The organism is Algoriphagus ornithinivorans (assembly GCF_900115305.1).
Lineage (GTDB): Bacteria > Bacteroidota > Bacteroidia > Cytophagales > Cyclobacteriaceae > Algoriphagus > Algoriphagus ornithinivorans.
Window position 1 is genome coordinate 365,491 of sequence record NZ_FOVW01000002.1, and the last position, 17,415, is coordinate 382,905.

Below are 17,415 nucleotides of genomic sequence, written 5' to 3' on the forward strand. Positions count from 1 at the left end.
TCAAATTTTGGGCGGTAATAGTTGATACATTACCGGTGTTACAATTCGTGATAGTAAAGTTGAACTGATCAATCCTCCGATCAAAACGATCGCTAAAGGGGAGATCAGCGGGTTGGTACTTAAAGCAATAGGAATTAAACCACCAATTGCCGTAATAGTTGTCAATACTATGGGTAGAAAACGAATTTCTCCAGCCTCTCGTATTGCTTCATTGAGTTCTTTACCTTCTTTTCGTAGTTGATTGGTAAAATCAACCAATAAAATGGAGGTCTTCACTTCAATTCCTGCTAACGCAATCAAACCTATGATCGCTACAAAGCTCAGTGAATTTCCTGTGATCCAAAGGGCTGTCAAAGCACCGACCATTCCTAATGGTATTACCGAAAGAACAATGAATGTGCTTTTGAATGTTTTGAAGAGCAAAATTAAAACTGCAATAAAAAGAAATACAGTGACAATAATTACTGTATTAAATCCTGCAAAAGATTCCTGACGGGTTTCATATTCTCCACCCATGACATAGGAATAATCTAAAGGAAGTTCTTCTTGTTCCATCCTACTAATCACATTGTTTAATACATCATCGACCAAATAGTTTTGATCTACAAATGCTGTGACTGAAACGGATCTTTGTTTGTTAAAGTGGTCAATCGCTAAAGTGGAACTTTCCATTTTTAATTCAGCGACTTGATTTAATGGAATTCCCACTCCTTGGATATTGTTGACATACAACCCTTCAAAATTTTCCAGACTAGCTTTTTTCACCTTAGGAGTGCTGAGTAGGATATTTCTTTCTTCTCCACTTTGATCTGTGAATTTTCCCAGATTTAGTCCTGCAATGGCCATTCGAACAGTCTTATCAATTTCTGCAATGGATATTCCTAATTGTCTTGCCTTAGGTTTTTGAATAGCTACTTTTATATCTGTTTTTAAGTTGGCTACAGGATTGTTGACGTAAATTGTTCCGGGAATTTCTTTAAGTAGGTTCTCTACTCGAAATGCCAAAATTCTGAGACTGTCCAAGTTTTCACCACTTAGCCTAACCTCGATTGGGGCTGTTACAGGAGGACCTTGTTCAAAATTTTTAATTTCAATTTTGGCTCCTACATAGTCTCTGAATTTTTGCTGCAGACCTTCAATGACTTTATTTTTTTCAGGTGGAGAAGTATCTGGGTCCAATTGAACATAAATCTGTGCGTAGTCTGAACGCTCATTTTCAGGGATTTCATTGTAATAAATCCTAGGATTTCCTTTTCCCACGTTGGTGGTAAAATTCATGAGTTCAGGCAGCTCTAAAAGATCCTTTTCTACTTCCTTGGTCACCAAGTCGGTGGTTTCAAGATTAGACTGAAGAGGAGTGGTGATATTCACCAGAAATTGAGGCTTCTCTGATGGCGGAAATAAGCTGAAACCTATAATTGGAAACAAACTCAATGAAGCAAGAAATATAGCACCTGCGATCAACAGAGTCCTTTTAGGTAATTGCAAAGCCTTTTCCAATAATGGAGCATAAGTTTTGTGAATTCCTTTTTGAAATAAATCTAAAAATCTATTGCCTTGACCATGGTTTTCTTTTAAAATTCTGGAAGAAAGGAATGGGATGATCGTAAGTGAAACCAGCATAGATGCCAATACGCTCATAATTACTGCCATAGGTAGACTTCGGATGAAATCCCCAGAACCTTCAGGTAGGAAAACTAAAGGAAGGAAGGCGATGATCAAAGTAACAGTGCAGCCTACAACAGAGACTGAAATTTGCTTAGTTGCTTTAAGGGCCGCATCCAATCTGCTATGCCCATCCCGTATCCATCTTTCTATATTTTCAACCACTACAATACTATCATCGACTAATAGTCCCAGTGCTACTACCAAACCCACAATAGAGAGTTGGTTTAATCCATAACCCAATGCATTTAAAAGCACAAGGCCAATAGCTAAAGAAAGGGGAATAGAAACCATAACGATTAAGGAAGCCCTATTTCCCAGAGGTAATAAAGTGATGAAAACCAATCCAATGGCAATTAGGAAATCAATTCCTAATCCATTTAATCTTCTATTGACGTAATCTGCTTGGTCAAAAGATTTGATAAAATCTATATTGGAGGGTAGGGTTAGTTCGAATGATTGTAAAACTGAGCTATATTCTTCCTGCACTGAGCTAATATTATTGCCTTCTTTCATGGCTGCAGTCACAAATACTGCCCGATAACCATTAACTCTGGTAATGTGCTTTGTATCTTCAAAGTCATCAAAAATCTCAGCAACATCTTTCAGGGCAATATTTTGTCCATCTCTGCTAAATATTACAGTGTTAGCTATTTCTTCTGCAGAACTGTAATTTCCACTCGTTTTGATATTAAAGGTTTTATTTCCAGCATCGATGCTTCCACCAGGAATATTCGCAAGTTCACTTTGAATGTTTCCTGTGATTGCATTGAGTGGAATATTCATTTCAGCGATTTTATCCAAACGAAGAGATATTCGGACGATTTGTTCTGGAATACCATGTATCTCCACTTTTTTTAATGCTCCTACTTTCTCCAATTCGTCTTGAAGCCGTTCTGCTTCTTGAAGTAGGGATTCTTGGGATGCATTTTCACTCAATAAGGCTATCTGAAGGATGTTTACATCTGAAGGTCTAACCTTGTTGGTTTTTATGGAAAAGATATCTTCAGGAAGTTCAGGCCTTAAGGCATTCACTTCCCGGACTAATTCCTGATATTTTTCGGTGACATCTTCTTCGTAATTGTATTCGACAAATAAAACTGCAACACCGTCTTTTATTTCAGTTTTGATTCGCTTGATGTCTTCAAGTTCATAGATAACTTTCTCCATAGGGTCTACGACCAGTTCTTCTATGTCTTCCGGAGATGCACCAGGGTAAATTACGATAATGGGGAACTGAGGGGACTCGATCACAGGATCTTCCGATCTAGGCATATTCAAAAATGTTGTGATTCCAACTGCCACAATCATCAAGAATATAATCAGCGTAAACTGATAGTTTTTAACTGAGAAATCTGAGATTTTCATGGTCTATTAACTTGAATGATTGAGCCGTCAGTTAAATATGCTGAACCAGTTACTATCAAATGTGAATACCCTTCCAGTCCAGCAGTAACTTGGATATTTTTTGCAGATAGTTTTCCCAATTTCACAGGGATTTTTTGGGCCAGACTGTCATTTTTGACTACAAAAACAAAACCTGTGTCACCTTGAGCATCCAAAAGTGCCTCATAGGGCAATTCCCAACCAACAGTTTGTGCAGAAGGATAAATTTCAGCTCTTCCAAATAAGCCTGATGCAAGGCTTGGGCTTTTCTCATTTAATTCTATTTCAACCCACCAAGCTCCAGTAATTGGATCAGAGGCCATACTTTTCCTAGCAACCTTCCCTTCAATTCCTTGGGAATTATCCCCTTCCAAGAAGACCTTAGCTAAATCTCCCAATTCTATTTTAGACCAGTTTTGATCATTCACTGTGGCTTTAAATAACCACTTTCCGTCTTTAGCTCCATTGATTTGGAGCACCGGAGCTCCTGAGGATATTTGCTGACCTGGATTTGCAAACTTTCTTAAAACGAAACCATTTTGGTTTGCTTTTATTTGGGAATAAGTAAGATTGAATTCAGCAGCCTTGAATTGTTCTTTAGCTATTTGTAGGGCTGTTTGGAAATTTTGAAATTGTTCTAGGGTAGCGACACTATCCAGATATAATCTTTGAACTCTTTCGAAGTCTCTATTTGCTTTTTCCAACCCTATCTTGGCTTGATTTAGACCTGTTTGAATCTCAGTCAAGTTTAATCTGGCTAATAACTGCCCTTTTTTTACAGGATCACCTTCCTGAACGAATATTTGATCAATGATGCCACCCTGTTTGAAAGAGAGTAGGGTTTCATTATTGGTTGTGGTATTGCCACTGCCCGATATTGGGCTTGAAAAACTGTTTTTTTGTAATTCTAAAACAGTGACTGGAATAGCCATTCCTTTCTTCGGAATAGCTGTCTTTTCTGTTTCTTTAGTGCATGCTGAGATCAAAGCAAGCATTAAAAGGAGAGAGGTTAATGTTGTAGATTTCATTGCTTAATAAGTTTCAAAGGAAAGTTGACGCTCTAAATTGGCCTGTGAGATTAAAAGGCCATAAGTATTTATGGTTTGTTGAAGAGAAGCTTGAGTATATTGATTTCTGGCATCTATGAATTCAATCAGAGAATTCGACCCTTCTTTAAATCCTCTGTCCACCAGTCTTAAATATGCTAGTGATGAGTTGAGTTTTATTTCGGAAGATTTTAAGGCGGCCTGTTTGCTGAGTACCTCATTTTTAGCCATTTTGAGATCCATGGCCAATTTTTGATCTAATAGGTTTTCCTGAAATTGAATTTTCTCGATTTCGAATTGACTCTGTTGAATTTGGTGACGACTACGACCTCCTTGGAAAAGTGGGAAAGCCAGATTTAATCCAAAAAATGCATACCTGCTTTGGTTGTTAAATTCAAAGTCAAAAGCTTGACTTCCAAAATCTGCGAATGTGCTTAAACGTGGAACCCAATAATTTTTGCTTTGAACTAATTGGGTTTCTTTTATGGATTTAAATGTTTGAACTTGCTTTTGTTCCGGTCTCTGCTGACTCGGTTCTTCCTGAAGTGCTTGATGTAAATCATCAAGGTCGATTCTCGGTTCTTCAAACTCTACATTCGCTTCCAAGTTTTTATTTAAAAGGAAATTCAGATAATAGCTTGCATTCTTTTTCTTATTGTATGCCTCTATTAAAAGTGCATTGATATTTTCTACCTCTGCTTCTGCACGAAGTACAGATGCTGGCAATCCTTTCCCATTTTTTAGAAGCGATTGATTGTCTTTTAAATTTCTTTCAACCAATTCCTTTGAGCTTTCAAAAACCTCAATTGCTTTGTGTGCCGTGCAAAATTGAAAATAAGCGGTTTTAATGTCCTGAATAAGGCTCGCTTTGTAAATAGCTAAGTCATATTCATTGACAAGAATTTGTTGCGTCCGAATTTGCTTTTGGAATTTCAAATCCGGATTGATTAAAGGCATGCTTACTCTGATCCTTGCATCATAGAAGTTATTTGGCAGAAATTGCTCTGAAATATTATTCAATTGAGGAAATTGATTAGACTCAGTGAGTTGATTCAGAGTTGCATATACCCCGTTGAGCAAATCTCCTATTGGAACATTGATCGTTCTGCCACCAGATGCAAGGTTATAAAGAACCCCAAAATCAACAGCCGGGAGATAATAGCTTTTTGCTGTTTGTAATGCGAGTAAACTTTGCTGTAAGGAAATATTTTTTTCCTGCAAAGTCAGATTGTTCTCCAGTCCTTCTTGGATATACTTATCCAGAAAATTTTGTCCGCTAGCTTGGAAGTAAATTCCTAAAAAGCTTAGTGCAATGAGCAATTTTGTTTTCATTTTAATACACTGTCAATTAATTAAACACTGTTTAACAAAAGGGTAAAAAAATATCAGATCTTATCCAATATTTTAAAGAATGCTTCTAAAGATTGATCTACAATAGTAGCTCGATCCTCAAGCTGAATTACTTCGCACCTCTTGCGAATATGAAGAGATACCATCCCGTGAACTGTTGACCATATCAGGAAGGAGAGAGGTTCTGCTTGGTGTCCCTGAAAATAACCTTTTTCCAAGCATTCCTTCACAGTTAATCTTAAATAATCAAATGTGCCGGATCCTTCCTTCCAATCATCATGTTCACTGTCATAGACATGATCTATCGGAGCTTCTTTTATAAACATAAGGTCGTACATATCAGGGTTTTCAATAGCAAACCTTATATAAATACTTCCCATTGCTTTAAGCCTTTCTAAAGGATGTCTTACATTTTCCAAGACCATCATTTTGTTCATCAAAGCCTGAAATCCTCCTTGATGTAATGCATGAAAAATCTCATTTTTATCCCTAAAGTAATGGTAGATTATCCCAGGGCTGTATTCGATTTGATCTGCAATATTTCTAATGGAAGTTTTTTCAATTCCTTTTTGAAGAAATAGTTTTTTTGCAGCAGAAAGAATTAATGACTTGAGTTCTTCTTTTTCTCTTTCTTTTCTATCTGAAATTCCCATACTTTTTTATTGAACAACCAAATTTAATTAAACAGTGTTTAAAAAAGCAAGAAATTATTGAAATAATTTTTCCAATCAGGATTTTTTCACACTCTCTTTCATAGGTTCGCTATCCCAAGCCTGATCATTCAGGGAGAATTTTTTGCTCAATTCCCCTGATAATAAAAGTTCCTGTTGCTCGATTTGCTTCTTTACTTTGGATATGTATTCTTCCCGGTCGTTTTTATACTGGAATAATACTTTCAAGGCATCCTCATCGTATTTTCGGAATTGGCTAGCCAAGCGATGTATGGTATGAGCTCTAAACCCAAGCTTTTTTAAGACATCTTCACCCATTCGAATGGAAGTATCCAAATGCTCTCTATAGATATGCTCAACGCCCATTTCCATCATTTCATAAGCATCATTTCTGTTTTTAGTCCGAATCATGACTTCCAAATGAGGAAAATGCTCCTGGCAAAGCTCCACTAACTTCCTGTTGGTTTCACTGGAATTAATCGCTGAAATCAGAATTTGCGCTTCTTCTGCACCTGCTGAATGGAGAAGATCTAGTCTTGTAGCATCTCCATAAAATACCTTAAAGCCCATTTTTCTCAACAAGTCCACTTGATCCGGATTAAAATCCAAAACAGTCGCTTCTATGCCATTTGCCCTAAGAAATCTTCCGAGTGTTGATCCGAAATGAGCAAACCCTACAAGGATGACCTTATTTTTTTCCGAGAAGGTATCGGCTTCCCTTTCATTTTTATTTTCTTTTTCTTGAAGCTTAGGGATGATTAATTTATCAATCACCAGCATCAAAATGGGAGTGAGAGTCATGGTCAATGCCGTAACCGCTATCAAAAAATCTGATGTAGAAGCTGCAAAAATCCCCAATTGCAAGGCAAATGCATAGGTTACGAAAGAAAACTCGGAAACTTGAGCCAATCCAAACGCAAAGCTGAGATTTTCAGGAATACTCAAACCTCTAACTTTTCCGATGATCAATAGCACTAAGGCTTTCAACAGCATCACACCCAAAGTCAAAGAAATAATGACTGAGGCATTACTTGAAATCAATTCAAAATTGATAGTTGCCCCTACAGCCATAAAAAATAATCCCAAAAGTAGTCCTTTAAATGGGTCTAAATCAGATTCCAATGCATGTTTATAAGGTGAATTGGCTAAGATTACACCTGCCAGGAATGTCCCGAGTGCAGGAGAAAGCCCTACTAACTCCATCAAAAATGCAATTCCCACAACAATGAGCAATGCAGATGCTGTAAATAATTCCCGAAGCTTGGTTTTGGATACCCAGTTTAGAATGGGGCCAAAGCCATATCTTCCCATCAGTATCACTAAACCTATAGCTGCAAAAATCATCAAGGTTTGAACCCAGCCCGGTTGATGTTCCAAGAATCCTCCATGCCCCGAGTCTGCGCTCATTTCGGCTCCTGCCACTACCAATAAGGGCAATACGGCTAAAATTGGGATAACAGCAATGTCTTGCATGAGCAAAACTCCAAAAGACATTCTTCCGGAATTACTGTCCATCTGATGTTTTTCTTTCAAAGACTGCAAAACAATAGCAGTGGATGAAAGTGCCATAGAAAGTCCAACTGCCAAACCAACCCGCCAATTGACTCCAATCAGGATCGAGATTCCAAAAATTAGGGCTGCAGTGATTAATACCTGAGAAAGACCAACTTTCAGAATCAGGTCTTTCATTTTCCAAAGGTTTTTTGGCTCCAGCTCTAACCCAATCAAAAATAGCATCATTACTACCCCAAACTCGGTGGTATGCATGATGTCCTGACCTTGATTTCCATCTTCAATAAAGCCCAATAAGTAGGGGCCAATTAAAATTCCTGCGATCAGATAGCCCAGAACTGAGCCCATTCCCAATCTTTTGGCAATAGGAACGCAGATTATAGCAGCTACGATAAAAATGATAGCATTGATCAAAAATCCATTCATAGCCTAGGTTTTTTGTAAATAAGGAATGCTTATTTCTTTCTCATCTCTTAATTGTAGCACGAGCTCTCTATAGGCTCTTGCCTTCCTCTGCAATTCATCGACTTGGATTTGATGTGTACCTCCTATGTGGAAAGGGGGCAAATATCGCATCCAACATAAATAGGCGGTTTGCTCAAAAGGTCTCAAAAACTCCTCTAACGTAAACCTGTTTCTACCCTCATGACTATACACTTCCTGAGACCCTCCGGATGTGATGGCATTCAGTAAATATTTATTTTTCAAATAAACACCACCTGGTCCATAAGCCCATCCAAACTCTAATACAAGATCAATCCATTGCTTCAACAAAGGAGGGCAGGAATACCAATAAAAAGGATGCTGAAAAATCACTACTTCATGTTCAAACAGTATTTCTTGCTCCTCTTGAATGTTGATGTTAAAATCAGGATATAACTCGTACAAATCCCTGATTGTGACATTTTCAAGATCCTTTACTGCATTGATTAACTGAAAGTTAACATCTGAGTGCTCAAACTTAGGATGAGCAAAAATGATTAATACCTTTCGCATGGATTTCCTCAGCCTTTGAAATCAATTTTCTTATGAGTCCCGTCACAAAAAGGTTTATTCTGACTTCCGCCGCACCTGCAAAAAGCCGAGACTTTATGCTGTTTTTTGGTCGTCCCATCCGTCATTTTTACGGTCATATTTCCATACACCATCAGTGGACCGTCTTTCATGACTTCAACAATTTGCTCTTTGTCTAATTCCACATTTTCTTTGGAAGATTCATTTTCAAAATAGTAACCCAGAGCACCCGAGGGACACTTTTGAACTTGTTCCACAATTTTCTCTGTACTGGATCCTTCAGGATCTATCCAGGGTTTTTTGGTATTGTCAAAAACTGAAGGTAAGCCATTCACACAGTTGGCAGAATGGATACATTTATGGGGCTCCCAAGTGATGGTTACCTCTCCATTGGAATATTCTTTTTTGAGTTGCTTCTCAGACATGGAAAAATCAATTTGGTAATACGAATATCATATTACCAAAAAGAACTGAAAATTCAGCTAGTAACCAAAGTAAATTTTGATTTTGACTTATTTACTATTAGGTTTTTTTAGTATCAGGTAAAAGCAAAGTCCTGTCACAAAAAGAATACTTCCCTGGGTCAAAATGGCTAGAATTAGTGCTTCAGGATTCATTTTTTTAATCTTTTACGGTGAGAAACATAGACAAAACCAACTATTGTCAAGAATAAAAGAACCAACTGAATTCTCGCTGTATTTGAGAATAGCTTGATTTTTTCAATCTTTTCCAGATTTTCAGGATGGGCTTGTAGTTCTATATCCAAGTTTTCATGAGAAAGCTTACTGATAATTGAGCTTGGATCAAGATTCCATGAATTTCCTGAAAACAAATTTTGAAGTGCGGTAGTCCAATCATTGTTTTCCGGTGTAAATAAGGCCCCTACAAACACTATTAAAAGCAAAGCAGGAGTAATATACTTCATGATAAACTTGTAGACAGAGGGAATTTTGATATCCGCACCTGTGGTTAGTTCTTTCCATCCCTTATCCATTCCAAAGACCCATACAAACAAAATGGTTTCCAGTAAGGCAAAGACTACCAAACTGACTGTTCCGGCCCAGTAATCGAATTCGTCGAAATAACCATATTTATAAAATAGTACTGTAGGAATTCCCATTATCATGACCATGAGTCCAAAAGATAAAGCTCCTTTTAACTTACTCCATCCAAATTCATCCTGCATAAAACCCATCCAAGGTGTACCCATGGCTAGGGAAGAGGTTATTCCTGCAAAGAACAATAAGCCAAACCAACAAAGCCCAGCTAAAACTCCAAATAATTCACCCCATTGCTGAAATAAGTAAGGCATGGTTTGAAATGCCATACCAAAGCCTGCATTTTCCAAAACCCAATCCAAACCCAAGAAACCAGCTGCAATAGGAATTACGATAGCACTGCCTAAAACTACTTCTACAAATTCATTGGTGAATCCAGCAGTAACTGAGTTTAGAGCAATATCTTCATTTGCTTTCAAATAGGAAGCATAGCATTGGATGGAGCCCATTCCGACTGATAATGTGAAAAATATCTGACCAGCTGCTGCCATCCAGACTTTAGGATCCAAAAGGCTTCCATATTGAGGTGTCCACAAGAAATTGATCCCATCCCATGCATTTGCATCCGGAAAGGCATCACTAGCATAATTACTTCCCATGGTCCAACCTTTGAAAGCCAAAATAGCCCCAAATGCAATCAAAAGAGGCATTCCTATCTTAGCCACCTTTTCAATCCCACCCAAACCAGTTGAAAGAATATACACGTTGATTCCTAATACTAAAAGGTAAATCCACAGTGGGAGCAAGGGAATTCCGAAATCGGAACCTTCTAAATTGACATACAACAGAAAGAAATCATTGATTTGTTCTTTGGTCAAATCAGTAAATGAACCAATAACTGTATGGATTACATACATAAAGGTCCAAGATTCTATATAGGTGTAATAGGCAACAACAGCGATATTGGTGAAGATTCCAAATACTCCAATGTACTTCCATATTGGTTTGGAACTCATGGAGTCCAAGATGTATGGTGTACTGTGATTACCGGATTTTCCCCCAAATCTTCCTATAGACCATTCCACGAACAGGAGCGGAATACCCATCAGGAAAAAACAAACCAAGTAAGGAATGATGAAGGCACCGCCTCCATTTTGTACTGCCTGAACGGGAAATCGCAGGAAATTACCCAAACCTACTGCATTTCCTGCCATGGCAAGTATCAGTCCGGTTCTGGACCCCCAAGAATCAATTGCTTTAGCCATTAATCGTAAAATAGGGAGGGGAATCCCCCTCCCAAATTGAATTATGAATGAATTGTTTTTTCCAATAGGGTTTTCCAGTTACCAGCTAATACTCTTTCGCCAGCTAAGTCTGAAAACAACTCCCCATCGTAGATTTCCAAGGATTTTGTTGGATGATTGGGATCCTTGTAGTGAAATTGAAGTGCCAGATAATCTATGATAACCCGCTTTTCCTTTTTCACCTGAACCATGTGGTTTTTTTCATCCAAAGTAATTTTTGAAATACCGGACAAGTCAATGATACTTTGGCTTGGATAGGCACCGTATCTATGATAAATGAGTTTTTTGCATTTAGGGTCCAAGCCTAATTGGTAATGATTTCTCCATCTTTCCTGAATTTCAGGCTGGATTCCGTTTTGCTGAGCCACTTCTAGAAAACTCTTTTGAAGAAGACTTTCTGATGACTTTACTTTAAAATTTTGGTAGGCAAGAGGAGCTATAAATGCACCCATGCAAATTGCGGACACAATAAGTGTCACTGGATCTATGTCGATCATGATTTTTTTTGGTTTTGTAAATTCTGAATTTGTAAAAGGGCGATTATTCAGAATCTACTACCAAGTGTAGAAAAAATGCAGAAAGGTTGTTTTGACGTCAAATAGGGGGCTGCTTTTTTCTGGAAGTCCTTTCTTGGACGGAGAATAAAGCAGGGATTTGACTTGAATATGGACTCCTGAAGCATTCAATTTTCCATAAAGCTTCCAGTCAACTTTGAAGCTAGGTACTTCAACTTGAATTGATTGAGCTAAAGAGTTATCAAAATTGGAATCCAAAAGGGGATAAGCATAAATCTCTTGCTTTGAATGAGAAGATTCAGCTTGTACTGGTTGGAACTGAAAAAAGGCTAACAGCCCGAAAATCCAACTCAGGAAAATCATAGATGCTGCAAGCCTTTTGTTCATATATCTTAGAATACTTCGCAAATGTTCAACAATAAATATTGCATCTGCAATAGCTAAGTATACTTATTTTTTCAAATCATAAATTTTAACATTTTCCAAACCTTGGATGCTCTCCACACTTTTCCAGGGAGAATTAGGAAATACCAGTGTAGTCATTGCAATTTCCCCATTATTGATAAATAGCTCAATAGAATGCGCATCTATAAAAACTCTGATTGACTCTGCTTTCCAGCTCATAGGCGCTGAAAAGGTCTTTGCAAAATCCGGATGGAAATTCACTTTTCCTGAATTACTGCGGTCTATATTAATCAATCCCATTTCTTGGTTGATAATCACTTTTTCACCCAATTCATTGCTTAGAGTTAGGCTGAATGATTCAGTATTTTCGATTTCTGCTGTTATCTCTGTTGCTACTGAAGGAAGGGCTGATTCCGAGGAGGAAATAGAGTAAGATTTTTTCCTTAAGGACTCTAGTTCTTTTGCTGGTTGTGATTGAACCAAAAGCTTGTCTTCAACCTGAAATAAATTCAACTCTCGTGGGATAGTCATAGAGGATCTCCATTTTTCTGTTGGAACGACCTGTGCATATAGCCAATTACTCATCCAACCTATAAATAAAGGATCTTTTCTTTCTGAAGGGACATTTGACCAGGTAACCCCCGCATAATTGTCAGGCCCATAATCCAGCCAACGAATTAATTCATCATCTGGAATGAATTCTCCATTTTTGAAATCTCCGATAAAATATTGGGTTGCAGAACCCTGTTGTGGCCCGCCAGGATTGATACTTACCAAAAGCACGTACTTTTCTTCACCTGAAGGGGTTTTCATAGGGATCAAATCCGGACACTCCCAAACACCTCCATGAGCTCCTAGGCTTTGACCAAATTCACTTAAAAGCGTCCAGGATTTCAAATCACTTGACTCAAAAAATTGGATTCTGTCCAATACAGCCAAAGTCATCAACCACTTCCAATTGCCTGCTGAATCTTGAATTCTACTAACTTTTGGGTCTCTAAAATCCTTAATTCCCTGATTAGGAAGCACAGGATTTCCTTCATATTTAGTCCAAGTTTTCCCATTGTCCAAAGAGTAGGCAATCCCTTGAGATTGATATTCTAATTCCCCCGCTTTTTCTTTTTCCATATCATGGTAGGTAAAGATTGCTACCAAGGGAGGATTTGACTCAGTTCCAAATCCTGAGCTATTTGATTCGTCCAACACCGCGCTACCTGAGAAAATATATCCCAAACTATCAGGATAGAGAGCTATTCCCTCGTCCTTCCAAGAGAGCAGATCAGCTGAAGTCGCATGTCCCCAATGCATAGGACCCCAAACAGTACTATCTGGATAATATTGATAAAATAGATGATAGGTACCATTTTGATATACCATACCATTGGGATCATTCATCCATCCAAATGGAGGAACAAAATGATATTCAGGCTCATATTGTGACAAGCTGGAAGGCTCAAATGTAATGGGAGAACTGAAGTCGCAAGATTGTATACTTACTGCCAAGAGAATACTCGGGATTAAGGGATGGATTTTCATTTAGAAAAGTCATTTTGGAAAGGCCAAATCTATCAAAATATTCTCATTTGCCTCGTTTTTCATTTTTTCAGCAACATGCTTAGCATTCAACTTGTAATTTTGATTTTGGTAGAAATCCAAAAGCTTTTCTTCCAGTTTTTGTTGAGAAAATTGATGAATTGAGATTCCTAAAGGCCCTAATCCTTTGCTTTGAATGACCTTGTTCCAAAAAAATTGATCCATGATGTGCGGAATGATCAATTGAACACAAGCATTGATGGCGGATTGGTGGGTAGTGCCGGAACCACCATGATGAATAACCCCATACATTTTTGGGAAGATCCAATCATAAGGGATATGGTTGACAAAAAATATGGAATCCGGTGTACCTGTAAGCTCGGTCAAACCTCCCCATGAACAATTGATGATTGCTGGAATTTTAAGTTTGACAAGAGCTTCTATAAATTGTTGAGTAAAAAATTCAGGTTTAGGGTTGGTCATTGAGCCAAATGTCAGAAAAACAGGTTTTGGGTATTTTGCTAGCCATGCCAACAACCTTGAATCTGCTTGATAAACGGATTCTTGATTTCTTTTGAAATATCCAACTATCTGAGCAGAATCTGGCCAATCAACGGGTCTTGGAAATAAGGTTGGAGATAAAGCATAAAATGTTTTTAGCTCCTTGAGCTCAAATTCACGAAGCTGACCCGTAGTCAATTTTGATAATCCCAATTCTTTCAGCTCGTTTTTCATGGTGAGCTTCATGACAAAATACCTGGCTTGATTGACCCAATTGTATGATATTCGGATAAATCGTTTAGGGATATTCCATTTTGCTAAACCCATATGAGGATATTCATCTGAGGGATGAACAATACATGGAATAGGGGAGACCAAGATATATTTTTTGGGATCTAAGCGCGCTATGAGATAATAATAGAGTGCTTTGGGATGGAAAAAAACCAGATCTGGAGCTACTTGAGCTAGACTGGTTTTCTGTTGATTCAATAATGTTTTTTGGAGCGAGATGGATTCTTTGGCAAGCTTAAAGTAGTTTTTTAGCTGAGACCAAGCAGATTTTCCACCACCCATTAAGTTTTTGCCAGTCGGGCTTTCGATGAGTTCAAGAAACCTTCGATCAAATGCTAAAAATTTATAACCAAGTTCTTGAACCTCTGATTTGAACTGCTCTGGAAAAAGGCAGGTAACCTCGATATTTCTTTTCGAGAAAACCTCAGCTAAGGCGAGAAATGGTTCAATATCGCCCCTGGTACCTAAAGAAATCAGCAGGATTTTCATTGATAATTTTATTATCAGAACAGCTAATTGTAGCTTTATGTCTCAATCTAGTTTGTATTTCCAATAATCCTTCTTGATCAGAAGGTTTTTTATTTGTCATAATTCATAAACTGAAATCTGTTTCGAGGAAAATCAAATTGAAGTGCTCTTTTTCCATAAGCATGATTTCAACCTATTTGAAAATAATTTGTAGCTATGAAAGGAATTATTTTGGCCGGTGGGTCAGGAACTCGACTTTATCCTTTGACAATCTCTGTGAGTAAGCAGCTGATGCCTGTTTATGATAAACCCATGATCTACTATCCTTTGTCAGTTCTGATGATGGCCGGTATCCGGGAAATCTTAATTATCACCACTCCTGATGATTCCGAGGCTTTCCAAAAATTATTAGGAGATGGTTCTCAGGTAGGTTGCCGATTTGAATATGCAGTTCAGCCTTCTCCAGATGGATTAGCGCAGGCATTTATCATTGGTGAGGAGTTTATTGGAAATGAAAAAGTGGCCTTGATTCTGGGGGATAATATATTTTATGGCTCGGGCTTGCATAAAACTTTACAGGAAAATACCAATCCTGATGGAGGTGTTGTTTTTGCCTATCATGTCAATGATCCGGAAAGATATGGAGTGGTGGAATTTGATGAAAATAACAAAGCCATCAGTATAGAAGAAAAACCAGCAAAGCCTAAATCGAAATTTGCGGTACCTGGCCTATACTTTTATGATAACAAAGTGGTTGAAATTGCCAAAAACATCAAACCTAGCCCAAGAGGGGAGTTGGAGATCACTGATATCAATAATGAATACCTCAAAATGGGAGCTCTTCAAGTAGCCATCTTGAATAGGGGAACGGCCTGGTTGGATACGGGGACCCATCAATCTCTACTTCAAGCTGCGCAATTTGTGGAAGTTATTGAAGAACGTCAGGGATTAAAAATCGGATGTATTGAAGAGATTGCCTATAGACAAGGGTTTATCGGCAAAGAAGAGCTTTTAAAAGCTGCTGATAAATTGGGAAAAAGCGGCTACGGGCAATACCTGAGACGGTTATTGAATTGAGTTCAATAGATTTTCTTGCTCAATAAACTCTCAAAATCAGAGACTTCCGTCTCTAGGGTTTTATTTGCAAATATGATAAAGATCATGCTTTCACTTGAGATCAATGTATTGATCTTAGTCAGATTTTCGCCAAATTGGAGAAGGACTGAAGGTGGGAACTGTGAAACTACTGAAGCAAATTGATAATGCATTTTTTAGGGAAGTGGGTGAAATTGCCCAGTTCACGGCACGCTTTTTTCAAACTGTAACCAAGCCCAAACAAGAATGGGAGGAATTTATCAACCAATGTTTTTGGGTTGGTTATAAAACATTGACCCTGGTTGGAATCACCGCCTTTATTATGGGGCTGGTACTAACAATTCAATCCAGACCGACTTTGGTTGAGTTTGGAGCTGAATCTCTTTTACCTTCCATGGTCTCTGTATCTCTTGTTCGCGAAATTTCACCTGTCATTACGGCCTTGATTTGCGCTGGGAAAATTGGCTCTGGAATGGGCGCTGAACTGGGTTCCATGCGAGTTACAGAGCAGATTGATGCAATGGAAGTTTCCGGGACAAATCCCTTTAAATATCTCGTGGTAACCAGAGTACTTGCTTCCACAGTGATGGTACCTATTCTTTCCAGTGTTGGAATAGCCATTGGGCTTTGTGGAGGATATCTTGGGGTTAACATTAGAGGACATATAAGCTGGAATTTATTTTGGCATCAGGCCTTCGAAGCTTTGAGTTTTGGGGATCTAATTCCATCCTTGATCAAGACCTTTTTCTTTGGATTTGCCATTGGAATCATAGGCTGTTACAAAGGATATAATTCTAAAAAGGGAACCGAAGGGGTAGGGCAATCTGCCACAACTGCAGTGATTGTAGCTTCTTTGGTGGTATTTGTTTTGGATTTGATTGCTGTTCAAGTCACGGACTTGTTGGGACTTACTTAATTCAGTTAACAAGATGGAACCAGTGATTCAAATAAAAGATCTCAATAAATCATTCGGTGATAATCATGTTCTCCGCAATTTCAACATGGCTATCAACGCCGGAGAAAATCTCGCAATTCTTGGAAAATCAGGTTCCGGAAAGTCAGTATTAATTAAGTGCATTATCAGCCTCATGGAAGTTGATTCAGGGGAAATGATAGTGCTAGGAAAGGATATTCAGCTGTTAAATTCGGATGAATTAGACAGTCTTCGGGCTGAGGTGGGATTTCTTTTCCAAAGTAATGCATTGTATGATTCCATGACAATCAGGGAAAATCTGGAATTTCCTCTAAGGAGACATTGGAGTAAAGAAGAAAGAAAAAAAGGTGCTGATGCTGCTGTAAAAGAGGCATTGGAAGATGTTGGGTTATCTCACACCATAGATATGATGCCAGCCGAACTTTCAGGTGGTATGAGAAAGCGAATTGCTCTGGCTAGGGCCTTAATTCTCAGACCCAAGGTAATTATGTACGATGAACCTACAACCGGGCTAGACCCGATTACTTCTCGTGAAATCAGTAATTTGATGCTGAGTGTTCAGAAAAAATATAAATCTGCGGCCCTGATCATTTCTCATGATTTGAATTGTATCAAAATGACTTCCAATCGAGTAATTATGCTCATCGAGGGAACAAGGTACGCAGAGGATACTTACGAAAATTTAAGGAAATCCGAAGATCCAAAGATCAAGGAATTCTTTGACTGA

Annotated in this window: 15 protein-coding genes; 3 read left to right on the top strand and 12 right to left on the bottom strand. The window is 38.2% G+C overall.

What is annotated here, in order from left to right; all coding sequences use genetic code 11:
• From BM073_RS03775 to BM073_RS03830, 12 genes are all read right to left on the bottom strand, one after another.
• Positions 1 to 3,033: an efflux RND transporter permease subunit gene (locus BM073_RS03775; RefSeq protein ID WP_091650577.1), complete on the bottom strand. Its 3,033-nt coding sequence runs from the start codon at positions 3,031 to 3,033 to the stop codon at positions 1 to 3.
• Positions 3,030 to 4,079: an efflux RND transporter periplasmic adaptor subunit gene (locus BM073_RS03780; RefSeq protein WP_091650579.1), complete on the bottom strand. Its 1,050-nt coding sequence runs from the start codon at positions 4,077 to 4,079 to the stop codon at positions 3,030 to 3,032. Before BM073_RS03780 ends, BM073_RS03775 begins: the two co-directional genes overlap by 4 nt.
• Positions 4,080 to 4,082: 3 nt before the next feature.
• Positions 4,083 to 5,429: a TolC family protein gene (locus tag BM073_RS03785; RefSeq protein WP_091650582.1), complete on the bottom strand. Its 1,347-nt coding sequence runs from the start codon at positions 5,427 to 5,429 to the stop codon at positions 4,083 to 4,085.
• 53 nt (positions 5,430 to 5,482) lie between these two features.
• Positions 5,483 to 6,100 (bottom strand): TetR/AcrR family transcriptional regulator, encoded by a 618-nt coding sequence (locus tag BM073_RS03790; protein ID WP_091650586.1) that lies wholly within the window; start codon positions 6,098 to 6,100, stop codon positions 5,483 to 5,485.
• A 75-nt stretch (positions 6,101 to 6,175) separates the two neighbouring features.
• Positions 6,176 to 8,056, bottom strand: coding sequence for a monovalent cation:proton antiporter-2 (CPA2) family protein (locus BM073_RS03795; RefSeq protein ID WP_091650588.1), 1,881 nt, complete (start codon positions 8,054 to 8,056; stop codon positions 6,176 to 6,178).
• A gap of 3 nt (positions 8,057 to 8,059) precedes the next feature.
• Positions 8,060 to 8,626 carry an NAD(P)H-dependent oxidoreductase gene (locus tag BM073_RS03800; protein ID WP_091650591.1) on the bottom strand — a complete coding sequence of 189 codons (567 nt, stop codon included), beginning with the start codon at positions 8,624 to 8,626 and terminating at the stop codon, positions 8,060 to 8,062.
• Positions 8,627 to 8,634: 8 nt separating this feature from the next.
• Positions 8,635 to 9,069: a (4Fe-4S)-binding protein gene (locus tag BM073_RS03805; protein ID WP_091650594.1), complete on the bottom strand. Its 435-nt coding sequence runs from the start codon at positions 9,067 to 9,069 to the stop codon at positions 8,635 to 8,637.
• A gap of 188 nt (positions 9,070 to 9,257) precedes the next feature.
• A complete protein-coding gene (locus BM073_RS03810; protein ID WP_091650597.1) occupies positions 9,258 to 10,907 on the bottom strand; it encodes an SLC5/6 family protein in 1,650 nt (549 codons plus the stop codon).
• A gap of 41 nt (positions 10,908 to 10,948) precedes the next feature.
• A complete protein-coding gene (locus tag BM073_RS03815) occupies positions 10,949 to 11,443 on the bottom strand; it encodes a hypothetical protein (RefSeq protein ID WP_139217436.1) in 495 nt (164 codons plus the stop codon).
• A 57-nt stretch (positions 11,444 to 11,500) separates the two neighbouring features.
• Complete coding sequence (locus tag BM073_RS03820; protein ID WP_091650602.1) at positions 11,501 to 11,848, bottom strand: hypothetical protein; 348 nt, start codon at positions 11,846 to 11,848, stop codon at positions 11,501 to 11,503.
• Between the two features lie 63 nt (positions 11,849 to 11,911).
• Positions 11,912 to 13,402 (bottom strand): glycoside hydrolase family 32 protein, encoded by a 1,491-nt coding sequence (locus BM073_RS03825; protein WP_091650605.1) that lies wholly within the window; start codon positions 13,400 to 13,402, stop codon positions 11,912 to 11,914.
• 9 nt (positions 13,403 to 13,411) lie between these two features.
• The gene (locus BM073_RS03830) at positions 13,412 to 14,680 is read right to left on the bottom strand and encodes a glycosyltransferase (RefSeq protein WP_091650608.1); all 1,269 of its coding nucleotides are present in this window, start codon (positions 14,678 to 14,680) and stop codon (positions 13,412 to 13,414) included.
• Between the two features lie 195 nt (positions 14,681 to 14,875).
• Here BM073_RS03830 and rfbA point away from each other — a divergent pair, with 195 nt between their 5' ends.
• The 3 genes from rfbA (at position 14,876) to BM073_RS03845 (ending at position 17,415) form a co-directional block, all read left to right on the top strand.
• Entirely contained in the window at positions 14,876 to 15,736 is an 861-nt protein-coding gene (gene rfbA / locus BM073_RS03835) for a glucose-1-phosphate thymidylyltransferase RfbA (RefSeq protein ID WP_091650610.1), read from the top strand.
• 160 nt (positions 15,737 to 15,896) lie between these two features.
• Positions 15,897 to 16,670 (top strand): MlaE family ABC transporter permease, encoded by a 774-nt coding sequence (locus BM073_RS03840; protein ID WP_091650948.1) that lies wholly within the window; start codon positions 15,897 to 15,899, stop codon positions 16,668 to 16,670.
• A 13-nt stretch (positions 16,671 to 16,683) separates the two neighbouring features.
• Positions 16,684 to 17,415: an ABC transporter ATP-binding protein gene (locus BM073_RS03845; protein WP_091650613.1), complete on the top strand. Its 732-nt coding sequence runs from the start codon at positions 16,684 to 16,686 to the stop codon at positions 17,413 to 17,415.